Genomic DNA, 20,824 nt, shown 5'->3' with positions numbered 1-20,824 from the left:
AAAAACGAAATTTTGATGAAAGAAAATATTTAGAAAACGGATACAAAATTAAAAGTTTTATTTTATAAAAAGGGAGCTAAAAAAAACTCCCACAAAAACTTGACTCAATCGACAAGTGATGACGGAAAGAAGATTTACATGCAATCGGGTATAATGGCAAGTTCGATACCACAAAACAGGTTTCTAAGGTATTGTTCAGCCTGTGCTGAAGAAGATATAGCTACGTATGGAGAAATGTATTGGCACCGAATCCATCAGTTACCTGGAAATCTCATTTGTACTAAGCATGAGTTGTGGTTAGAGGATAGTGATGTATTGATAACTCATTCTAATAAACATGCTTTTGTCTTACCAGCCACTAGCAACTGTCATTTGAACAGAAAGAGAAAGATTACTTGGAACAACCTAATACAACTCAAAAATATTGTTTTACAAGCAGAGCATTTGCTGAATAGGAAGTATCAAAATCAACCATTTTCTCATTTTACACAGTTTTATCGCTATCATTTAATTGATAAAGATTTTGCTAGTTTTAAAGGGCAGACAAAGCAGAAATTGTTACATGAGGCCATTTATAACTTTTATTCTAAAGAGTTATTGAAGAACCTATACATAGAAGTTGGGGATAAAGAATGGATAGCTAACTTTTCAAGGAAACATCGAAAATCGTTCCATCCATATTACCATTTGTTGATGCTCAACTTTCTTGATTTAGACTTGGATGCAGTGTTTAAGGCAACTTCTTTTGAAAATAATCCATTTAATAATCCGAATTGGCCTTGTTTAAATACCACATGTCCAGATTATAAGGAAAACGTCATACCGGAGATAACGATTAGAAGATGTGAAAGGACGAAGAAGCCAATTGGACGGTTTACTTGCCCGACTTGTGGCTTTTCTTATACAAGGAAGGGAAAGGACAATAACAAAGATGATCGTTACAAGTTTAGCCGAATCATGGATTTTGGCTTCCTTTGGAAGAGAGAGCTGCAAACATTATTAAATGATGGATTGAGTTATCGAGAGATTGCTAGGATACTTGGTGTTGATACCAATACAGTAATTAAATATGAAAAGAAAAATATTGAATGTGAACAAAAGGCGAAAGTTCGGATAGATAGTGATTTGGTAAAGGAACACCGTTATGAATGGATTCATCTTCAAAGGGATTTTCCTGGCCTTTCAAAAACAGAATTGAGGAAGAAAAGGTCCGAAGTGTATGCTTATTTGTATCGTCATGATGGAGATTGGTTAAAGGTAAATTCACCGAAGAGGAAGAAGGTGGACCCAACAAATAACCGAGTCAATTGGCTAGAAAGGGATAAAGAAATATTAGAGAAGGTTCAGAAGGTTGTAAGTGAGTTAAGAGGCATTGATAAGAAGCCAGTAAGAATCACGGTTAAGATACTTGGAGATAGCATTGGTGAAAGAGCCTTATTGGAAAGACATTTGGATAAGTTGCCGGAAACGAGGGTGTTCATTGAACAAGTTTCTGAATCAGAACAGGATTTTCGTTTAAGAAGGGTAAAGTATGTAATTAATGAAATGATGGAGAAGGGGGAAGTGATTAAAGAATGGAAAGTTTTAAGAAAAGCAGGAATTAAACAGGAGTTTTATGAGGAGGTTCTTAAATTTCTTAAAACAAACATTTGATAGGAAGTGTTTTTGTTTCTGGCATTTAATTAATGTATATTTCGGCAGTATGTTTATTAATCGCTATGAATTATTTCTTAAAAAAACCTATAATCACTAATATTTATACAGTTTTTTCAGGTTGCCCTTATTGAACAAACGGTGCAGGATTGTTGAAGAAGACATAGTAATTTTTAAAAATATTGTTTTTCTACAGGTACGATATTTCAAAAGGGGTACCGCTTTATTATGCTTATAATAAAATGTAACCTTTATGATTCGATAAATAACTTATCTACGAATGAATATTTCATAAAAAATACTAAGGAACACTCTCTTTTAAAATTATAATTAAATGATAATTATTATTAATTATTTATAAGAATCTACCTTATGAAGGTTAATATAAAAGTAATTGAATATAATTATCATTATCAATTGTGGAGGTAAATTCTCAATTGAACTTGACAGCCAATAATAATTCTCGTAATATATATTTATAATAATTCTAACTAAGAGGGTGATGTGAATTGAGTAGTAATGATGCACAATTTGAATCTAGTAGAAAGAAAAACAAAAAATTATTTATATGGGCTGCATCCTTAACTCTGTTTTTTGCTTTAGTTGAAATTATCTATGGATTTATTTCAGGTTCCTTAATGATGATGGGTGACGGTATACACATGGGTTCAGATGCTTTCTCATTGATTCTTGCATTGATTGCAACCATTATGGCTACCAAAGCAGCAACAAAAAATAAGACATTTGGTTACAAGCGATTTGAACCAATCGCAGCTTTTATTAATGGTTTAACGTTAGTGATTATCCCCATATTTATCATTGCTGAAGCGATTAGTCGCATGATTAATCCAATAGATATTATTCCAAACCAAATGTTGGTTGTTGGTATCATTGGTTTGATTGTAAATGGAATAGTAGGCTATATTTTAACGAAGGCTAATTCTAATTTAAACGTAAAAAGTGCAATGCTCCACGTTTTGGCTGACTTATTTACGAGTGTAAGTGTGGTCATCGCAGCATTGGGTATTAAATATTTTGGGCTAATATGGTTAGATCCAATCGGTAGTATATTGACATCAATCATCATCATTGCTGGTGGCGTTAAAATCACAAAGGCATCTTTTAATATATTAATGGAAGGAACCCCTAATGGATACTCCGTCGATGAGATTAAAAATACTCTACAAGAAATGAACGAAGATGTAACTGTTGAGGATGTAAAAGTATGGTGTATAAACGAGGAAGAAGTTTACACATTAATTAGAGTAAAATCTTCTTCAAAATTAGTTGAAAATATGCAAAATGTAATAAAAGAATTAGTTTCAAAGCATACCAAAATACCATCAAATAATATCTATTTAGATGTAAAATAATCATCAATATTTCAACAATAGTTATGCATCATAATTATTATTCATAATTAACTAGCTGAAGGAGTTTGAATATGGATACTTCAAAAAAATTGAATGAAATACTAGATGCTATTTACCTTGCTAAAGATACAACAAAAGTATTTCCAACCTTCCCAGAACGTATAAAAACTAGCCATCTGTATGTTTTATATGCAATTTATCAGTTGGGTAATGAGGTAAGAGTGACCGTAAGGTAAAAGAGTGTGCTTCATCTATCAAGGTAAACCCCCGTCCGGCAACATGTAAGAAGCCCCAAGCAGAGTTCTCGCCCATAAAAAATAAATATAAATAATTAGGTATGGGGTTAGGAGGTAAGTAAGGGGATAGCGGTGGTAAGGCGAAACCCTAAGATATAGTAGTGTGCTGCTTCTTTTAATGGAAGCCCACGTCCCGAAACGTGTGATCCGCTTCAGACTTTAGCACTCGCCCATAAAGAAATAAATATAAATATAAATGAATAATTTGGTATTGGTAACATGGTAAGTATGGGAATGACGGTGGTATAGGAGAGACGGTAAGGTACTATGAATAAGACCGATTGATTAGACTATCTAGTAGTAGTAGGAAAGGTATCTTCGATACCCCCTTTATTGGCAAGGTGCGAATATCATTAATGAAATACCTATACTAGCACCTATCCATCGTATGGTGCACCCCATCCCCCACATATTGAAAGACTTCTCCATACTCGGCATATACTCTACCCCACTAAATGGCTTCTCTTAATCCAAAGCCCAATACATAATTCCGCCAATATCGGCAATTCGAGCAAATATAAACAATACAATTGCATAGATACTCCATCCGAAGGCATGAATCGGATATGGTACAGGAGGCACCGAAAGGTGCCTTTTTTAGTGTTGACCACTTAATTCATTTGGTGTTCGCCCCTATATCACTAAGCAAACTTTATTCTCATCATATTAATTTTATGTGTTAATTTACGGCAGAAAGTGAGCAAATCTTTGAGCAAACTTTATTCTCAGAGAATAATTGGGGAAATGCCATTGAAGTCAGATGTATCAAGGGGTTTACCCAATAACCAATTTCAGCAAACTTAATTCTCATTTAACAGGAAGTTTTATTGGACAACCCTTATTTAATTACCTAAAATTATATAAGCCTATAAATTGGGAGTATATATATTCGTTCCCTATTTACCTTACTATTGGAATTGTGGTTAAGTTTGTAGTATCCAGAATAATCAATTTGCAAAGAAAAATGGAATGAGGAATTTGATATATCCCTGTCACTTCCATCTTCCCTAAGCTAAAAAGTCGGTACCTACTAAACAGTTGGTATCCAAACGGCAAAGGAAGCTGGAAAAGCAGCGGGCAGTCTAATATGTATTCAATCGTTATTCAATTGTTTATTTCAATCAAAAATCAATTAAAATTCGAGGCTGGATCCAATAGAAATCCAGTCTTTTTCTTTTGTTCAATATCCCTCTAATCCCTTGTCCAATATTCATAGGTGCAATTGGAAGTGAAACTATAGCTAAAAAATACACGACAAATAGTTAACTATCCAGCAAGATTAAGTAGCTGTTACTTTCCTCTTCCTCATGATAAAAAGTCCGTACCTACTGCTTTATAGTTGGTATCCAAACGGCAAAGGAAGCGGGAAGAGCAGCGGGCAGTTATTTATGTATTCAATCGTTATTCAACCAGTTGTTTCATTCGCAGATCAATGGAAATTTAGGCTGAACCGTATGGGTACAGTCATTTTTCTTTGTTCAATATCCCTCGAATAGGATTGTTAATTATTTCTCTTGATTCTGTTTTTCTGACACAACATCCAATAGACTCTGTAAAGAGACAATACCTCGTATTTGTTCAACGAGAGCATAATCTATGTATTCAAGAGATTTAAGAACCATTTCCTTAGCTTGAGAAATAATAAGTCTTGCTAAAAAAACAAGATATTTTTCATTAGTTCGATTTAACCATTTCAGTTTTTCTTTTATTTCTTTTTCTAAGGCTTTTTTACTCTATTGGTTACAAAACATTTTTGAGAAAATCAATCGAAAATAATTGAGTCAAATTTTCATGCTGTATCCAAATGGATTCAGTCTTTTTCTCTTACAAAACTGTAATACCCACGTAATGAAATTCGATAGATAGAAAAACGTATGAGACTGAGAAGTTGGTCCCTCGTCTCATACAACCAATTGAATATTGACACCCATATTTTTTTACATTAAAATTTGATTAATCATTCAAATAAAAAATTAAACAATCAATCAAAAGGGGGTTTTTTAATGAGTAACAATGGAGAAAATATGGAGAATCCTATTAACAAAAATGAGAAAGGAAAGCAGTCATTCATCGCTGAAGCTAGGCGTGAACAAATTATTGAGGCTGCAATTCAAACACTTGATGAAATCGGATATGTAAAGACGAGCCTTTCTCAGATAGCAAAAAGGGCAGGCATAAGTACCGGACTAATCTCTTATCATTTCTCGGATAAAAATGATTTGATGAATCATTTGTTAATGAATCTATTAGAAAGCTCCACTAATTATATTTTGGAGAAGGTAAGGAAAGAAGATACACCAAAGAAAAAACTTAATACATTTATAATGGCAAGCCTAGCTTATCAAGGCATATATCACGCACGAAATATAGCTCTGATTGAAATTATCTTTAATGCGAGGACCCCTGATAATATTCCGTACTATAAATTAGCTGATAGTGATGATAAAGATCCGTTGATGGATGAGCTTTATCAAATCCTTCGGGACGGTCAAGAAAAAGGGGAATTTAGAGCCTTTAATGTGGATGTAATGGCTAATATGATTCAAGGGGCAATTAGTGAGTATATGTTATCCGCCATTACCAAAAAGGTGGATCTGGAAACATATAGTGATGAACTAATAGATATTGTGGGTATAGCAACAAAATAGATAACAAAAAATGTAAGTAATTTAGAATAGAAATATAAGAAAAATCAACTATTTTAAAATAGAATGAGGGAGTAAAAAAATATGAAAGATACATCCATAATTGGTATGGGATTCTTGGAAAAACTCTTTGCAGTTTTATTTCCTGTTGTATTAGGAACGATAGGCTGGTTCCTCCCAAAATTGATTGACCTAGTAAAAAAAATACCATTATTTACTGATTCAAAGGTCATTGAACTATTGGATTCATTTAACCCTTTTTGGGTGTCTATTATCTTGATGATTATAGGTGTGATTATAGGGAGTCTTTTGTCATTAACAGTCTATAGTGAAGCCTTGAAAATGAGTATTAGAGATACTGAAATTTTGATTAATAAAGATGATAAAGAAAATAGAATTACAAAATCAGATGTTAAAGAAGTTTTTATGGAGGATCATACAGTTGTAATAACTGGAAAAAAGGGACAAGAACTTTTAAGAGAAAAGACAGATATAAAAAAAGCGAAAGTACGAGAGGGCTTTCTATATCATCATTATCCGTGGAGTGAACAAGATCCGTATGCTGATGACTACAAACTCTGGACTCTTGAAGACCGTACGGTTGGCGAGAACGTCAATGCCATATTATATGAACGTAGGAAAGCAATTAGAGAAGGAGACAAGAAAAAAATAAAACATTTAAGAATGGACTTAAATGAGCTTGGATTTGTTGTGAAAGATAAAGGTGAGGATCAATATATACGCAATTTTCATAACTAATATTGTCTCTATTATTTCAAAAAATATGATTTGGATGTGATGAGTAATGAGTAAAACAAAAAAAGAAGTATTGGAAATTGCAGAAAAACATGGTCTCCAATTAATAGAGGATTCTTTTATTTTTAATGAATCTGGATTAGACTTTCAGGTGGTATTTGCTAAGGATCAGGAAGGAAAGGAATGGGTGCTGCGTATTCCGAGGCGAACAGATGTATTCCCTAGAACGAAGGTAGAAAAAATAGCACTGGACCTAATAAACAAGTATGCTGGTTTTGAGGCTCCTGATTGGGAAATTTACACAGAAGAGCTGATAGCTTATAAAAAGTTACATGGAGTTCCAGCAGGAACCATTGATCCTGAAGCTAAAAGATATGTTTTTGAAATTGATGAAAATAATATACCGAATTGTTTTTATCAGACGCTTGGAAAAGTATTGGCGACACTTCATAGCATTCCAAAGGAGAAAGCATCTGAAGCTGGAGTTATAGTCCGAACACCAGAGGAAGTAAAACAAATCATGAAAAATCGTATAGATGCTGTTAAGGAAAAATTTGGTGTGGGAGAGGTGTTATGGAGCAGGTGGCAAACATGGTTGAATAATGAAGAAATGTGGCCAAAAGAAACTGGACTGATTCATGGAGATTTACATCCAGGACACATCCTCGTTGAAAGGTCAGGAAATGTAACAGGTTTAATTGATTGGACAGAAGCGAAGGTAGCTGATATATCTACTGATTTCGTTGGCCATTACAGAGTATTTGGTGAAGAAGGTCTTGATACACTTATCAAGGCTTACAAAGAAGCTGGAGGGTATCATTGGCCTAAGATGAAGGAACATATTATTGAATTAAATGCTGCCTACCCTGTTGGAATTGCCGAATTTGCCTTAATATCTGGGATGGATGAATATATTCAGATGGCAAAAAAAGAATTAGGTTTAGCTGGAATGTAACTTGAAATGTAAATATAGTAGCGGAAAGACGAGGGAAAGATAGTAAGATTCCCCAATTAATACTTTCTCGGTTTCTTAATGGGAACGGATTAGAGAGAAATCAATAGAAATCCGTATGAATTCCAATGGTTTTCAATAATCAACCAATCGGTTTTTTATTATCAAAAATCAATCAAAATTCAGAGCTGGATTCAATAGTGGGTCCAGTTTTTTTCTTTATGGAGGTGGAGCAAATGCCATCAATTCGAGACGATTCAAATTCAATTTCTAAAAGTGACAAAGAGATTCAGAAAGCAACGGTTGGAGAAAGTAAACCTCACAATGCTCTTATCATACTTCATGAGTATAATCCACACTGGCCAACGCTATTCAACCAAGAGGCAAATAGGATTCGTTACATACTCGGAAGCAAGGTATTGCAATTGGAGCACGTTGGATCTACTTCAGTACCGGGGCTATGTGCCAAACCAATCATTGACATTCTAATGGTTGTAAAGAACTCTGCCGATGAATCAACATATGTTTCAGACCTAGAGGAAGCTGACTACACTTTACGTATTCGAGAACCCGAGTGGTTTGAGCATCGTCTATTCAAAGGTCCCGATACTGATATTAATCTGCATGTATTTAGTGAAGGAGCCTCTGAGGTTGATAGAATGTTACGCTTCCGCAATTGGCTACGGACCAGCAGTTCCGATCGAGATAAATATGCAACCGTCAAGCGAAACCTAGCTGGGCGTGAATGGCGACATGTCCAACACTATGCGGATGCCAAAAATTCGATAGTTCAAGAAATTATGGAAAGAGCAAAGGCAATCGAGTAGTATGCTTGATAAGACTTTTGGAATTGCAAAAACAATTAAAGAAATTATAACGTAACTATTATATGAAGAAACTTTGGTTTGTGGGAAGTCGTCTGGAACCCAGCGTGGGAGATTAAAGATTAGACTAGGTTGTCTAATTAATTGGAGATGTTAAAACAATGAAGCAAAATAAATATGACGATGTTGTCTTTTTTTCTGAATATGAAAAAATGCCACGATCAGTCAAAGGACTTGAAGGTGCAGGCGAATGGCCAGTAATAAAAGCAATATTGCCAGAGCTTAAAAATAAGAATGTACTTGATTTAGGATGCGGTTTCGGTTGGCATTGTAGGTACGCACGTGAACAACAAGCAAGTTCGGTGATTGGTGTAGATATTTCTGAAAAAATGCTTCAAAAAGCTCGTAAAATGACGGATGACTCTGCAGTTTCATACATTAAAATGCCAATTGAAGACATAAATTTTTCAGACTCACAATTTGATGTGGTAATCAGTTCGTTGGCTTTTCACTATGTTAAGTCATTTGAGATAGTTTGCCAAAAAGTTTATGGTTTTTTAAAGCCAGGAGGGTCTTTTGTTTTTTCTGTTGAACATCCTATTTTTACTTCTCGGAACGAACAAGATTGGTATTATGATAACCATGGAAATCGCCTATATTGGCCTGTTGACAATTATCAGTCTGAAGGCGTGCGTAATACAACCTTCCTAACGGAGAACGTTATCAAATATCACCGTACCTTTGCAACATATATCAATGATGTGATTCAAGCTGGTTTTTCAATTAAATTAGTTAAGGAACCTATGGCTACCGAAGAAATGGTAAGGAGTATACCGGAAATGAAAGATGAAAACAGAAGACCAATGTTTTTAATTATCTCGGCAGAGAAGTAATATTTTTCAAAGTGTACTAATAGAAATCTCAGAACAAAAATTCTCTGAGATTTTTCGTTGGTATATGGCACAAATACTGGAGGAAAATTACAATGAGAAGTGAACAAGAAATGATGGATATGCTCATTAAATTTGCGAGGAATGATAATAGAATTCGACTTGTAACACTAGAAGGATCTCGTACAAACAAGAACATTCCCAAAGATCCATTCCAAGATTATGATATTTCCTATTTTGTAACAGACATGGATTCTTTCAAAGAAAATGATCAATGGCTAGATATTTTTGGAAAGCGTTTGATAATGCAGAAACCAGAAGATATGGAGCTTTTTCCACCAGAGTTAGGGAATTGGTTTTCTTATCTCATGCTTTTTGAGGATGGCAATAAATTAGACTTAACACTTATTCCAATAAACGAAGTGGATGATTACTTTTCTAAGAGTGATGGATTAGTAGAAGTGCTGCTTGATAAGGATTCACTTGTTAAAAATGATGTTATACCGAGTGATCGTAAGTATTGGATTAATAAGCCAACAGCAAGAGAATTTGATGATTGCTGTAATGAATTCTGGTGGGTTTCAACCTATGTAGTAAAAGGATTAGCGAGAAAAGAAATCCTTTTTGCAATTGACCATTTAAACGAAATTGCTAGACCTAATTTGTTAAGAATGATGTCTTGGGAAATAGGATTAGAAAAAGGCTTTAGCTTCAGCGTTGGGAAAAACTATAAATTTATTAATCAGTATTTACCCAAAGAAGATTGGGATACATTGCTTACTACATATTCAGAAAGTGATTACCCAAGTGTGTGGCGGGCCTTGCTCACTTGTTATGAGTTATTTAGAAAATACTCTAAATTTGTGGCGGAGCGTTTTGGATATAAGTATCCAGATTATGATCAAGACATTACGAAATATACGCAAAACATTTATAAATCATTGAATGGATAGAGGGAGATGAGTAAAAATTAAAAGTCAAATTGTAGTTCCAACGACGGTTCAGCAAAAAGCAATGAGTTTGGGCGTTGATGGTGAACATTGGCTAAGGAACTTAGGTGAGGTCACTCATTTATTAGAACAAAAATGGAAGATAAGGCTAGGCAAAAGTTTAAACGGTGGAACAGAGGCTTTTGTTGCTGAAGTTACGACTAGGATGGGGGATAAAGCAATACTAAAATTGACCATGCCTCCAATGGAAGGAAACACAGCATTTAAACAGGAAATAGTAGCTTTAAAGATTGCCGATGGGCATGGTTATGTTCGATTACTAAATTATAATATGGATCAACGAGCAATTTTATTAGAGAAATTAGGCTCTCCTTTAAAAGATATGGGCTATCCTGCAGAAATGCAGATTGAGATTATCTGTAATGCATTGAAAAAATCATGGGGAAAATCTTTACCGAAAGACCATAAACTGCAATCAGGCAAGGACATCATAAATTGGTTTTCAAGTTTTATTCCCGAACTTTGGGCAGAGCTTGAACGCCCATGTTCCAGACTGTTAATCGAAAAAGCACTGGTATTCCTAGAGTCTCGTTTATCAAATAGCAGCCTAGAAACATCCGTATTGGTTCATGGTGATGCACATAGCGGAAACATTTTAAAAGACATGACAAAATCTAAGGCCTCATTTAAACTGATTGACCCCGATGGTTTGATTGCCGAACCAGCATATGATCTTGGTGTATTGATGCGTGAATGGCTAGATGATTTAACCATCAATCCAATGGAGAATGGTCGTAAACGGTGTTTGCTTCTAAGTGAAATAACTAGTATAAATCCTCAAGCAATATGGGAATGGGGATTTATTCAGTCTGTATCTACTGGATTATTCCTAATAAAAATTGGTCAGGGAGAAATGGGATTACAAATGCTTAAAGTTGCGGAGGCTTGGAGCAAAGTTTGATCATTTAGCTTTACTGGATATAAGATAGATTGCATTAGTATAATTAGAAAAGGAGTCGTCGAAACAACTCCTTAACTAAAATGAAAACCACTTCAATATTTATGGGAGCCAATCAAAGCAATTATGAGCTAATTGCTGTAGCTCCTCTAAAAATGTACTAGCATGAAATCCATCGCAAACGGCATGATGTACCTGTAATGAAATAGGCAACAATATTTTCTCTTCCTGATTAAAGTATTTCCCACTTGTAATAATTGGTAGTAAGAAGTCATGATTATTATTTACGTTTAGGTTGAAGCCAGTAAAACTAACCCAAGGAATACTAGATATAGGAAAAGAATTCTCTGGTACATTTTCTTTTGTAAAAAGCCCCTTAACATTTGCATATTGCTTAATATCATCTTGATAGTTTTTATAGAAGATATGAAATTCATCAGAAAATTCAGTCCATATGCTTGAGAACGATTTGTTATCATTATGGAAGATTGTATAACTTGGAATCATTCTATCCCAATAAACTAGTGCACCCTCATCATTAAAGCAAGTTCTAAATTCTTCATGAGAATTTACTACCCTAGTGACCATGTAAATAAAGGCTGGATAGAACTTTATTCCTTTGTTTTGAAGCTGTTCCAATAACGATGTAATGTCAATATTTGCTGTCATGCTAAACGTGCACTGTTGCTTCAAATAATGCTCGAAATACGGTAATCTATCCCATTCTTCTTTATCAATAATATTAAATTTCATTTAATTAGCCTCCTAAAAATGTGTTTTTGATTTTAGGAGGCTAACTTGTCTGCTCTTACCATATCCTCACCTCTTAATGATTCTGTAGTTAAGATACTAAATCATACATACTTCATTTTCAACCTCTCTCACGTATGTGTATCTGTTATTTATTAACTCTTTCAAAAAAGTGAAAATAACTTTATCCTTGAACCTTACGTAAGGTAATGTTTTATAGTGGACTTAACGGAAAATAATGATTGAAAGGAAACCTACCCATGCAAAATGTTATTGTTAAGACCCTCATATTCGACAAACAAGTTCGTTTGTTTTTTGTTGATAATACTAAATTGATAAATACTATTTTTAACCTAAATAAAGAAATGAATAAATTGCAAATGCTCTTATTAGGTAAAACAATATCTGCTGTGAGCCTAATGTCGGGAACATTAAAAGGAGATCAGCGTGTAAGTCTTCAGATTACAATGAGTGACCCAAAATATAAGGTCTTTGCTGATGCAGATGCTAGAGGAAATGTAAGAGGCTATCTTAATGAAGGACTACAAAATGCTTCTCCGGAGTTTATAAGTAATGTATCGCTCAATCAACTTATTGGTGAAAAGGGAAGTATACGAGTAATTAAGGGCTCTGCCATGAATCAGTTTACTGGGATAACAGATATGCCTTACCAAAATATTGTTGATGATATTTCACATTATTTTATTCAGAGTGAGCAAACTCAAACCTTTATCGGAACCAATCTTGGGCTAAATCATGAGGAGGGGCTATTATTTAGTAATGCTATATTCGCACAATTGCTTCCAGGTGCTTCGCTTCATTTGATTGATGAAATAAAACACACCTTTCATACTAATAGGGGCTTCTTTAACAATTTGGGAAAATATAACGAGAACAATATTGAAGAAAAGCTAAGTGAGCTATTTAAGGATGTAAAATTCATGGAATGCAGTCCTATTCAATTTTTCTGCGGATGCTCAAAAGAAATGTTCTGTGGAATGCTATATGCTATAAATAAGTACGAGATAAAGCAAGCAATTAGTAAAAAAGAATCAATTGAAACTGGCTGTCAAATCTGCGGGAGAACATATAGCTTTAATCAAAGTGAACTTCAAGCACTTCTTTAATGAAGAATTCATTTTATAAAAAGGAATTGGTGAGGATGAAAGAGTATTTGAAAGAAGGAGAGCTTGCAGAATTGACAGGCTTAACAATAAGAACGTTAAGATATTATGATCAAATTCAATTGTTCTCTCCATCTGAATATACAGAATCAGGACATCGGCTTTATACGAAATCCGATTTAACGAATCTGCAGCAAATCTTATCTTTAAAACAAATGGGATTGTCGTTAGATGATATAAAGGAAGTCATGGAGGATAGAGAAAAAAATTCTGCTATCAATATCATCGAAACACAAATAGATCGTTTAAGAAGGGACATACAAGTCCAACAAAATTTATTAAATGAATTAGAACTCACTGCAAATGTCATTCGAAGTAAAAAAATGATGTCCGTAAAAGATATAACAGAGTTACTGGGAGCAATGAAAATGTACCAAGAAATATATTTTTCAAAACAGCAGTTAGAGAGCATAAGGGATTTCTATAATAAGATTGATAAGGATGATCTAAAAGGTGCAGAGAAAAAATTTAAGACGATTTTAGAAGAAATACGTGTTGAAATGGATAATGGCACTCCACCTTCGAATGCAAAAGTAAGGAAATTGGCGGAAGAATGGAGAAAAATACTTCATTCTATTACCATAAATGATTCTGAGATATGGAAACAGGCTGAAAGATTCCATCAGGAGAACCCTGATAATGATTTGCAGTATGGCTTAGACGGTGAAATCTATCAATATATACAGGGTGCATTGAAGGTAAGCAAATAGAATATTATAGGGGAAATAATATGGATCAAGTAAAAAGTATCTTAAAAGACTATTATAATATAGATATTACTGATGTGTTGTCCCAGCAGGGTGGTTGGGCATCCCTCGCCTATAAAGTGTCTAACAAAAATAAAAGTTATTTTTTAAAGGTATATGAAAAAAGTAGATCTTCCACACCAAAATTGACTGCTCTTATTGATCAATATGTGCCAATTATGGTGTGGCTTAAAAACAGTAGCGATTTGCAAGGAAAAATACCCGTCCCTTTGATAACAAGTAGTGGGGAATATAAATGCGAAGATGAGTATGGTGTTTATTTGCTTTATGATTTTATTGAGGGGGAGACTATTGGGGATCAGGATTTGACAGGGAATCAAGTTGATCAACTTTCAAAGATTTTAACAGAGCTTCATTCATATGGTGATGACATTCCAATTAGGACGGATGCCATAAAAGAAGATTTTGAGGTTCCATTTTTACAGATGTTGAGGCAAATATTGCAAAAAGGGAGAAATGATTTTCCATCCGATGTATGGGAATTGATTCATTCCTACATTCCACAATTAAATAAGTTGATTTATACGGTTGAAGAGTATTCACAGAACTTGAAAAACCCTATTTTGAAAATGGCCTTATGCCATACAGATTTGCACAATTGGAATTTAATGCAATCCGGGAACCAGCTATTGTTAATTGATTGGGAAGGATTAAAACTAGCCCCTGTTGAAGCTGACCTAATGTTCTTAGTTGATAAACCCTATTTTGATGAATTTTTAAGTATCTATCGGAAAACTCATCCAAACTTTTCAATCAATCGAGATGCAATGACTTTTTATCAAGGGAAAAGACGATTAGAAGATATATGGGAGTTTATTGAACAACTTTTATTTGATGAACAGAATGATGAAGAAAGACTTGTGACAATGAATTATTTACGGGAAGAACTGCGATTTGTGTGAAAAAAGGAGTTAGAGAAGATGAGTATAATAATTAAACAAGAGGAAGTAAAGGATTATGAATTAACTGAAAAAGTTGTTGAACTTGCATTTGCTGATGCTGAGCACAGTGATAAAAGTGAGCATCACTTGGTAGCACGAATCAGAAATTCAAATTCATTTGTTCCAGAATTATCTCAAGTGGCAATAGATAAAGATAAAGAAAGCATTGTGGGGCATATTCTTCTATCTAAAATAAACATAATGGATGACAATCAAACAGTTGAGTCACTTGCTCTTGCACCTGTTTCTGTCTTACCTGAATATCAAAATCAAGGAATAGGTAGACTTTTAATTTCCGAAGCATTGAAAGAAGCGAAAGAGCTTGGATACAATTCTGTTGTTGTCTTGGGACATCCAGAATATTATCCGAAATTCGGGTTCAAAAAAGCATCTATATGGGAAATAAAAGCACCTTTCGAAGTACCAGATGAAGCATTCATGGTAATCGAGTTACGTGAAAATACTCTCGATAACGTTTCAGGAGTTGTTGAATACCCAAGTGTGTTTTTTGTGGATTAGGAGTTGATATTTTAATGACCGTTCAACGAATTATTGATGAAATAAATAAAGAACTGAAAGATATACCTGGCATTGTAGGAGTAGTTTTAGGTGGTTCAAGGGCAAGAGGAACGAATCATCCAACATCCGATATTGATATTGGAATATATTACGATGAGTCTGCAGGATTTGATGTCCAGGAGGTCAGCGAAATAGCAACAAAATTGGATGATGACCATAGAGAAAACTTAATTACATCTTTAGGTGAATGGGGTGCTTGGATAAATGGTGGTGGATGGCTTGTTGTTCAGGGCTATCATGTTGATTTGATTTTTCGTGATGTTAAAAGAGTATCGAAAGTGATTAATAATTGTTTAAATGGCAATGCTTCCGCCCATTATCATACGGGGCATCCACATGCTTATCTAAATGTTATGTATATGGGGGAAATCTCAATTTGTAAGATATTATCTGAACAAGCGAGCCGAATATCTAATTTAAAAGCTAAGACAAAACCATATCCCCAACCATTAAAAGAAGCTATAATCGGCTATTTCATGTTTGAAGCGTCCTTCTCTTTGATGTTTGCGAAAGATAATGTGGATAAGGATGATATTTCGTATGTTGCAGGTCACTGCTTTCGAACCATATCCTGTTTAAATCAAGTCCTGTTTGCTATAAATGAAGAATACTGTATCAATGAGAAAAAGGCTGTTCGAATGATTGATGGGTTTAATAGAAAACCCAACGAATATAAAAATAAAATTGGCCAGATTGTAACATTAGTCTCTACCAATCCCGATAATACAAGGAAAGGAATAAATATGTTACAAGAACTTATTGCGGAAACAGAGATGCTGCTTAAATAGATTTTTGCTAGAGGTAATTCTGGACTTAAAAGAATAGAAAAGGGAAACATGGTTGGATTGTTGGGCACTGTTAAATATGATAAAATAAAAAATGTAGTTGAAAGGAGCATTAACTATGTGTTGTTCATGTTGTCCGGTAGTAGATATACAAACTTCTTTAAATATTAAAATTTAGGAGGATGTATTGTATATGTTACTACAGGAAAATTTAATAAATAAATTTAAGGGAAAATGTGAGCGTGATATTCGAATATCGGCATGTATGATGTACGGTTCTTTTACGAAAGGTGAAGGAGATCAATACTCTGATATTGAGTTCTATATTTTTCTCAAAGATAAACAGGTTCATGATTTTAAATCTTCTGATTGGTTGATGGATGTTGAACCTTATGATTTACTCTTTTTTAACGAATTTGGAACAGAAGTTGTTGTGTTTAGTAATCTTATTAGAGGTGAATTTCACTTTCTTTCAGAGTCTGATATGGATATAATTAAGTCTTTTAAAGACACAGGGGTTTTTCCTGACACAGAATCCATGTTTATCTATGACTCGACTGGTAAATTAAAGGGATATTTAGATTTCCTAAAAGGTGATGGACCAGAAAGAAAGACAAATGATAATGTGAATTTTGCATTTAATAACTTGGTTAATGCATGGCTTATGGGTGTGAATATTCTAAAAAGAGGAGAATACGCTCGTGCATTAGAAAGTTTATCTTATGTACAGAAATATGTATTACAATTGATTAGAATTCGGGAAAATAATGTAGAACGTTGGTTAAATGCTACAAAAAACTTGGAATACGATCTTTCAGAAGAGGCGTATGCGGAGTATGTTTCCATTACATCCAAGTTAGATGAGGAAGAATTATATCGTACCTATTCTAATGCATTGCATGTAGTTGAAGGGTTGGTTCTTGTACTTGCTGATTACTACCAATTTGACATTAATTTAAAGTTTTTAAAAAAATTACATTTACAATTAACGAATTGGTCTTAAATAATGTAAAGTAATTATTGAAAGGGTGAATAAATACACATGATCATATAATCCTAATTTTAGAAGAAATCAATAATTTAGTTAATTTATTTTTAGGTTCATTCAGGTAAATTGATGAACACTATTTGTTATTGACTGATTTCTGAGATAGGATTAATGTCATGTGCATTTTGACTTTAGTAGGACTGTTCTCACTGAACATGTTTATTTAAGTATATATTTGCGTTTGAATTTACCTCCTGTCTCGGAATAGAGATTGGGGGTATTTTTTATGGAATATATATATTGCAAGAGTAGTTGGATTTAGAAGATCAAAATACGGGACCGTACGGAGTAGCTGTTTCAAGCAGTGGAGAAGTATGGTTTACACAACACAAAGCAAATAAGATTAGTTGTATTCAGTCGGATGGGAGAGTTGTTGAATACCCAATACCGACCCCGGATGCGAAAGTGTTATGCTTAACAGTATCCTCAGACGATGATGTCTGGTTTACTGAGAATAGAGCAAATAAAATAGGAAGGATTACAAAAGAAGGAATTATTGTTGAGTATCCTTTACCTAATTCGATTTCAGGACCTTATGGTATTACAGAAGGACCGAATAAAAAAATATGGTTTACTGAAATTAATGGAAATCGAATAGGGAATATTTCAAAAGATGGCAACATATGTGAATATGAACTACCTAATTCAGACAGAAATATTATCAAAAATTAAAGGTCCAACAGTGTTTTTAAAAGCAAATACAAATTATGATGGTAACTTATTAGTAGCAGCGTTATCGGATGAGGATGCTGATCGAGTAGTTAGTTTATTAGTTAATGGAAAAAGAATTAATATTGATACTCCTGGACATGATATCCATTACGATAAACCAAAGGAATTTACGGAGGTTCTGGTAAGTTTTTTAAAAGACGTATAAAATTCTATGAATTTTAAAGAACTTCATCGAGACTAATGCTACCAAAGTAATAAAAGATTTGGATGTGATGGTTAATGAGTAAAACAAAAAAAGAAGTATTGGAACTTGCAGAAAAACATGGTCTTGAATTGAAGGAGAATACTTTCGTTTTTAATGAATCAGGAGTAGATTTTCAGGTTGTATTTGCCAAGGATCAAGAAGGAAATGAATGGGTGCTACGTATTCCGAGAAGAAAAGATGTATTTCCTAGAACGAAGGCGGAAAAAATAGCACTGGATCTTATAAATGAGTACGCTGATTTCGAAGCCCCCAATTGGAAAATCTACACAGAAGAGCTTATAGCGTATAAAATGTTGCATGGTGTTCCAGCGGGAACCATCGACCCTGAAGCACAGGCCTATGTATTTGAGATTGATGAAAATAATATACCGGAAAGTTTTTACGAGACGCTTGGGAAAACCCTGGTAATGCTTCATCGTATTCCAAAGGAGAAAGCATCTGAAGCTGGAGTTGTTGTCCAAACTGCAGAGGAAGTTAAACAAAACATGAAAGGACGTATGGATACAGTTAAGGAGAAATTCGGTGTTGGAGAGAAGTTGTGGAATAGGTGGCAAACATGGTTGAATGATGAAGAATTATGGCCAAAAGAAACAGGTCTAATCCATGGAGATTTACACCCAGGACATATTCTCGTTGAAAAATTAGGAAATGTAACGGGGTTAATTGATTGGACAGAAGCCAAGGTGGCGGATATTTCCAGAGATTTCATGGGACATTATAGGGTTTTTGGTGAAGAAGGTCTTGATGCACTCATAAAGGCATACAAAGAAGCTGGAGGATATCATTGGCCTAGGATGAAGGAACATATTATTGAATTAAATGCTACTTTTCCTGTTGATATAGCGGAACTTGCTTTAATATCTGGTCAGGATGAATATGTACAGATGGCAAAAAAGGAATTAGGTTTGACTGGAATGTAACTACATCCCTGCTAAATAGGTGGTTTCCGGACGGTAAAGAAATGGAAAAGTTCAACGGGGAAAACAATATGCAGTTCAATAGTTTTTCAATCAACATCCAATAGGGGGAGTATTCTCAAATCAATACAAATTTGGGCTGGATCTAATAGTGATTCAGTCTATTTCTTTAGGTAATAATGGTGAAATTTACGCCCACTAATTAAGAGAATTCCTTCACTTTCATTTTGTTTTCCTCCCTTTGCTAGTTAATATAAAGTATCCCGTAACGTGAGAGTTAATATGATTTATAAAGTTTTTAATAATTTTTGGTAAGTAGGGAATTATGGAAACTGGGTAACTTCATCCTTTATAGAACCCCATTAACTTACAAAAACGAGCTATTTTTCACTTCAAGGGTTTCCTTTTCTTAGTTTATAAATTTTCTGATATATTGGAGGGATTCCGATAAGAGGTGTTAATGGCGGGATTTATAAGCAAACTATAATAAAAAGAGATGAATATCTTAATGTATTGGAGGATGCTACTCATGAACATCTTAAAAAAATTATTTACTAGCAGCACGACAACAGCCAACAAGAAGATTGTTGCAGTGTATGTTGTATTTCGTGCAATTGCGGTTGTAAACCTTGTCAATAATATAATTTTTATGCAAAGATGGGGAGATGTCTTTATTCTTGCGTTGACGCTCGCCTTATTTGAGATCCCTCAACTTGTAGAACGCTTGTTTAAAATTGAAATTCCCAACTTGTTAGAACTGATCATCATCTTATTTATTTTTAGTTCGACTATTCTGGGGGAACTGAGTGATTTTTATGGTTATTTTAAAATGTGGGATACAGCACTTCATACACTCAATGGCTTTTTAGCTGCAGGTGTCGGTTTCTCGCTAGTCTATTTGTTAAATAAGAATGCCGAGGGTATAAAATTGTCCCCATTATTTCTTGCGATAGTCACTTTCTGTTTTTCGATGACCGTTGGCGTTATGTGGGAGTTTTTTGAATACTCCGCAGACCGTTGGATGAATCTTGATATGCAAAAGGACCGAGTTGTTCAGGAAATTAACAGTGTAAGTCTTGGAGAAGAAAACAAGGTCCTTTATCGTATTGAAAATATCCAACGCACAGTTATAGAAAGTAAAGACGATGGGGGAAATACGATTGAAACCGTTATTGATGCCGGATATCTTGATATTGGAATTATTGATACAATGAAGGATTTATTTGTTAACCTACTTGGTGCTATAGTCTTCAGTGTGTTCGGCTATCTATATGCACAACATGACCAGAAAAAATATAGGTTTGTAAGGAATTTCATACCTAAAAACAGGGAGTAAAGTAAATAAGTTGAACGGGCGGGTTAGTGGTATTAGAAAACCGACTGCATTAAGTACAGTCGGTCTTTTCTAATGTTATAAAATGCTTCAAAACCTAATTATGGGAACCGAAATGATGTTTAAATAAATCATAGCTAAAGTTATTTTAGGTATAAAAGAATAGAAAACCATTAGTATGAGTAAAATGTTTGTGGGTAGAAAATAATTTACCCTCTGGTTTGGTTGGTGGTCGTTAGACCGCCAACCAAACGCAAGCGCGGTAGTATGAGCAAAAATAAAGAAA

20 protein-coding genes and 1 pseudogene are annotated in these 20,824 nt (G+C 34.3%); 20 read left to right on the top strand and 1 reads right to left on the bottom strand.

The features are described 5' to 3' along the window. The first annotated feature begins 99 nt into the window (after positions 1-99). The 10 genes from ACTQ5K_RS23665 (at position 100) to ACTQ5K_RS23620 (ending at position 11,300) form a co-directional block, all read left to right on the top strand. Positions 100-1,653 (top strand): TnsD family Tn7-like transposition protein, encoded by a 1,554-nt coding sequence (locus tag ACTQ5K_RS23665; protein WP_349205316.1) that lies wholly within the window; start codon positions 100-102, stop codon positions 1,651-1,653. A 509-nt stretch (positions 1,654-2,162) separates the two neighbouring features. After that, positions 2,163-3,026: a cation diffusion facilitator family transporter gene (locus ACTQ5K_RS23660; RefSeq protein ID WP_109769390.1), complete on the top strand. Its 864-nt coding sequence runs from the start codon at positions 2,163-2,165 to the stop codon at positions 3,024-3,026. Between the two features lie 71 nt (positions 3,027-3,097). Next, the gene (locus ACTQ5K_RS23655; RefSeq protein WP_349205315.1) at positions 3,098-3,262 is read left to right on the top strand and encodes a hypothetical protein; all 165 of its coding nucleotides are present in this window, start codon (positions 3,098-3,100) and stop codon (positions 3,260-3,262) included. A gap of 2,063 nt (positions 3,263-5,325) precedes the next feature. Further along, the gene (locus tag ACTQ5K_RS23650; RefSeq protein ID WP_262393312.1) at positions 5,326-5,970 is read left to right on the top strand and encodes a TetR/AcrR family transcriptional regulator; all 645 of its coding nucleotides are present in this window, start codon (positions 5,326-5,328) and stop codon (positions 5,968-5,970) included. Positions 5,971-6,051: 81 nt separating this feature from the next. Next, positions 6,052-6,726 (top strand): YqeB family protein, encoded by a 675-nt coding sequence (locus ACTQ5K_RS23645; RefSeq protein ID WP_109769392.1) that lies wholly within the window; start codon positions 6,052-6,054, stop codon positions 6,724-6,726. A gap of 46 nt (positions 6,727-6,772) precedes the next feature. Next, positions 6,773-7,678: a phosphotransferase gene (locus ACTQ5K_RS23640; protein ID WP_109769393.1), complete on the top strand. Its 906-nt coding sequence runs from the start codon at positions 6,773-6,775 to the stop codon at positions 7,676-7,678. A gap of 233 nt (positions 7,679-7,911) precedes the next feature. Next, on the top strand, positions 7,912-8,502 hold the full coding sequence (locus ACTQ5K_RS23635; RefSeq protein WP_109769405.1) for a GrpB family protein: 591 nt from the start codon (positions 7,912-7,914) through the stop codon (positions 8,500-8,502). A gap of 158 nt (positions 8,503-8,660) precedes the next feature. After that, complete coding sequence (locus ACTQ5K_RS23630; RefSeq protein ID WP_109769394.1) at positions 8,661-9,392, top strand: methyltransferase domain-containing protein; 732 nt, start codon at positions 8,661-8,663, stop codon at positions 9,390-9,392. Between the two features lie 92 nt (positions 9,393-9,484). After that, entirely contained in the window at positions 9,485-10,342 is an 858-nt protein-coding gene (gene ant(6), locus ACTQ5K_RS23625) for an aminoglycoside 6-adenylyltransferase (protein ID WP_109769395.1), read from the top strand. 61 nt (positions 10,343-10,403) lie between these two features. After that, positions 10,404-11,300 carry an aminoglycoside phosphotransferase family protein gene (locus tag ACTQ5K_RS23620; protein WP_109769396.1) on the top strand — a complete coding sequence of 299 codons (897 nt, stop codon included), beginning with the start codon at positions 10,404-10,406 and terminating at the stop codon, positions 11,298-11,300. Between the two features lie 99 nt (positions 11,301-11,399). Here the strand turns inward: ACTQ5K_RS23620 and catA are convergent, their stop codons facing one another. Beyond that, positions 11,400-12,050, bottom strand: coding sequence for a type A chloramphenicol O-acetyltransferase (catA, locus tag ACTQ5K_RS23615; protein WP_109769397.1), 651 nt, complete (start codon positions 12,048-12,050; stop codon positions 11,400-11,402). Between the two features lie 257 nt (positions 12,051-12,307). Here catA and ACTQ5K_RS23610 point away from each other — a divergent pair, with 257 nt between their 5' ends. The 10 genes and pseudogenes from ACTQ5K_RS23610 (at position 12,308) to ACTQ5K_RS23565 (ending at position 20,541) form a co-directional block, all read left to right on the top strand. Further along, positions 12,308-13,174 carry an Hsp33 family molecular chaperone HslO gene (locus tag ACTQ5K_RS23610; RefSeq protein ID WP_109769398.1) on the top strand — a complete coding sequence of 289 codons (867 nt, stop codon included), beginning with the start codon at positions 12,308-12,310 and terminating at the stop codon, positions 13,172-13,174. Between the two features lie 35 nt (positions 13,175-13,209). Next, positions 13,210-13,941, top strand: coding sequence for a MerR family transcriptional regulator (locus ACTQ5K_RS23605; RefSeq protein ID WP_441994373.1), 732 nt, complete (start codon positions 13,210-13,212; stop codon positions 13,939-13,941). Positions 13,942-13,961: 20 nt separating this feature from the next. Further along, the gene (locus tag ACTQ5K_RS23600; protein WP_109769400.1) at positions 13,962-14,900 is read left to right on the top strand and encodes an aminoglycoside phosphotransferase family protein; all 939 of its coding nucleotides are present in this window, start codon (positions 13,962-13,964) and stop codon (positions 14,898-14,900) included. A gap of 18 nt (positions 14,901-14,918) precedes the next feature. Continuing rightward, the gene (locus ACTQ5K_RS23595; RefSeq protein WP_109769401.1) at positions 14,919-15,458 is read left to right on the top strand and encodes a GNAT family N-acetyltransferase; all 540 of its coding nucleotides are present in this window, start codon (positions 14,919-14,921) and stop codon (positions 15,456-15,458) included. 14 nt (positions 15,459-15,472) lie between these two features. Then, complete coding sequence (locus tag ACTQ5K_RS23590; RefSeq protein ID WP_109769402.1) at positions 15,473-16,306, top strand: nucleotidyltransferase domain-containing protein; 834 nt, start codon at positions 15,473-15,475, stop codon at positions 16,304-16,306. 190 nt (positions 16,307-16,496) lie between these two features. After that, positions 16,497-17,306, top strand: a complete 810-nt coding sequence (locus ACTQ5K_RS23585; RefSeq protein WP_109769403.1) for a nucleotidyltransferase — start codon at positions 16,497-16,499, stop codon at positions 17,304-17,306. 297 nt (positions 17,307-17,603) lie between these two features. Then, positions 17,604-17,996 (top strand): annotated as a pseudogene (locus ACTQ5K_RS23580) (Vgb family protein); the annotation flags it as partial. Positions 17,997-18,033: 37 nt separating this feature from the next. Next, positions 18,034-18,228: a hypothetical protein gene (locus ACTQ5K_RS23575; protein WP_349205313.1), complete on the top strand. Its 195-nt coding sequence runs from the start codon at positions 18,034-18,036 to the stop codon at positions 18,226-18,228. Between the two features lie 74 nt (positions 18,229-18,302). After that, entirely contained in the window at positions 18,303-19,208 is a 906-nt protein-coding gene (locus tag ACTQ5K_RS23570; RefSeq protein ID WP_109769404.1) for a phosphotransferase, read from the top strand. Between the two features lie 526 nt (positions 19,209-19,734). After that, positions 19,735-20,541 carry a hypothetical protein gene (locus tag ACTQ5K_RS23565; RefSeq protein WP_109769406.1) on the top strand — a complete coding sequence of 269 codons (807 nt, stop codon included), beginning with the start codon at positions 19,735-19,737 and terminating at the stop codon, positions 20,539-20,541. The last annotated feature ends 283 nt before the right edge of the window (positions 20,542-20,824 follow it).

It is taken from the genome of Niallia sp. Sow4_A1, assembly GCF_052116745.1.
In the GTDB taxonomy this organism is placed as follows: domain Bacteria; phylum Bacillota; class Bacilli; order Bacillales; family Cytobacillaceae; genus Niallia; species Niallia hominis.
This window is presented reverse-complemented; position numbering and strand designations above follow the sequence as displayed.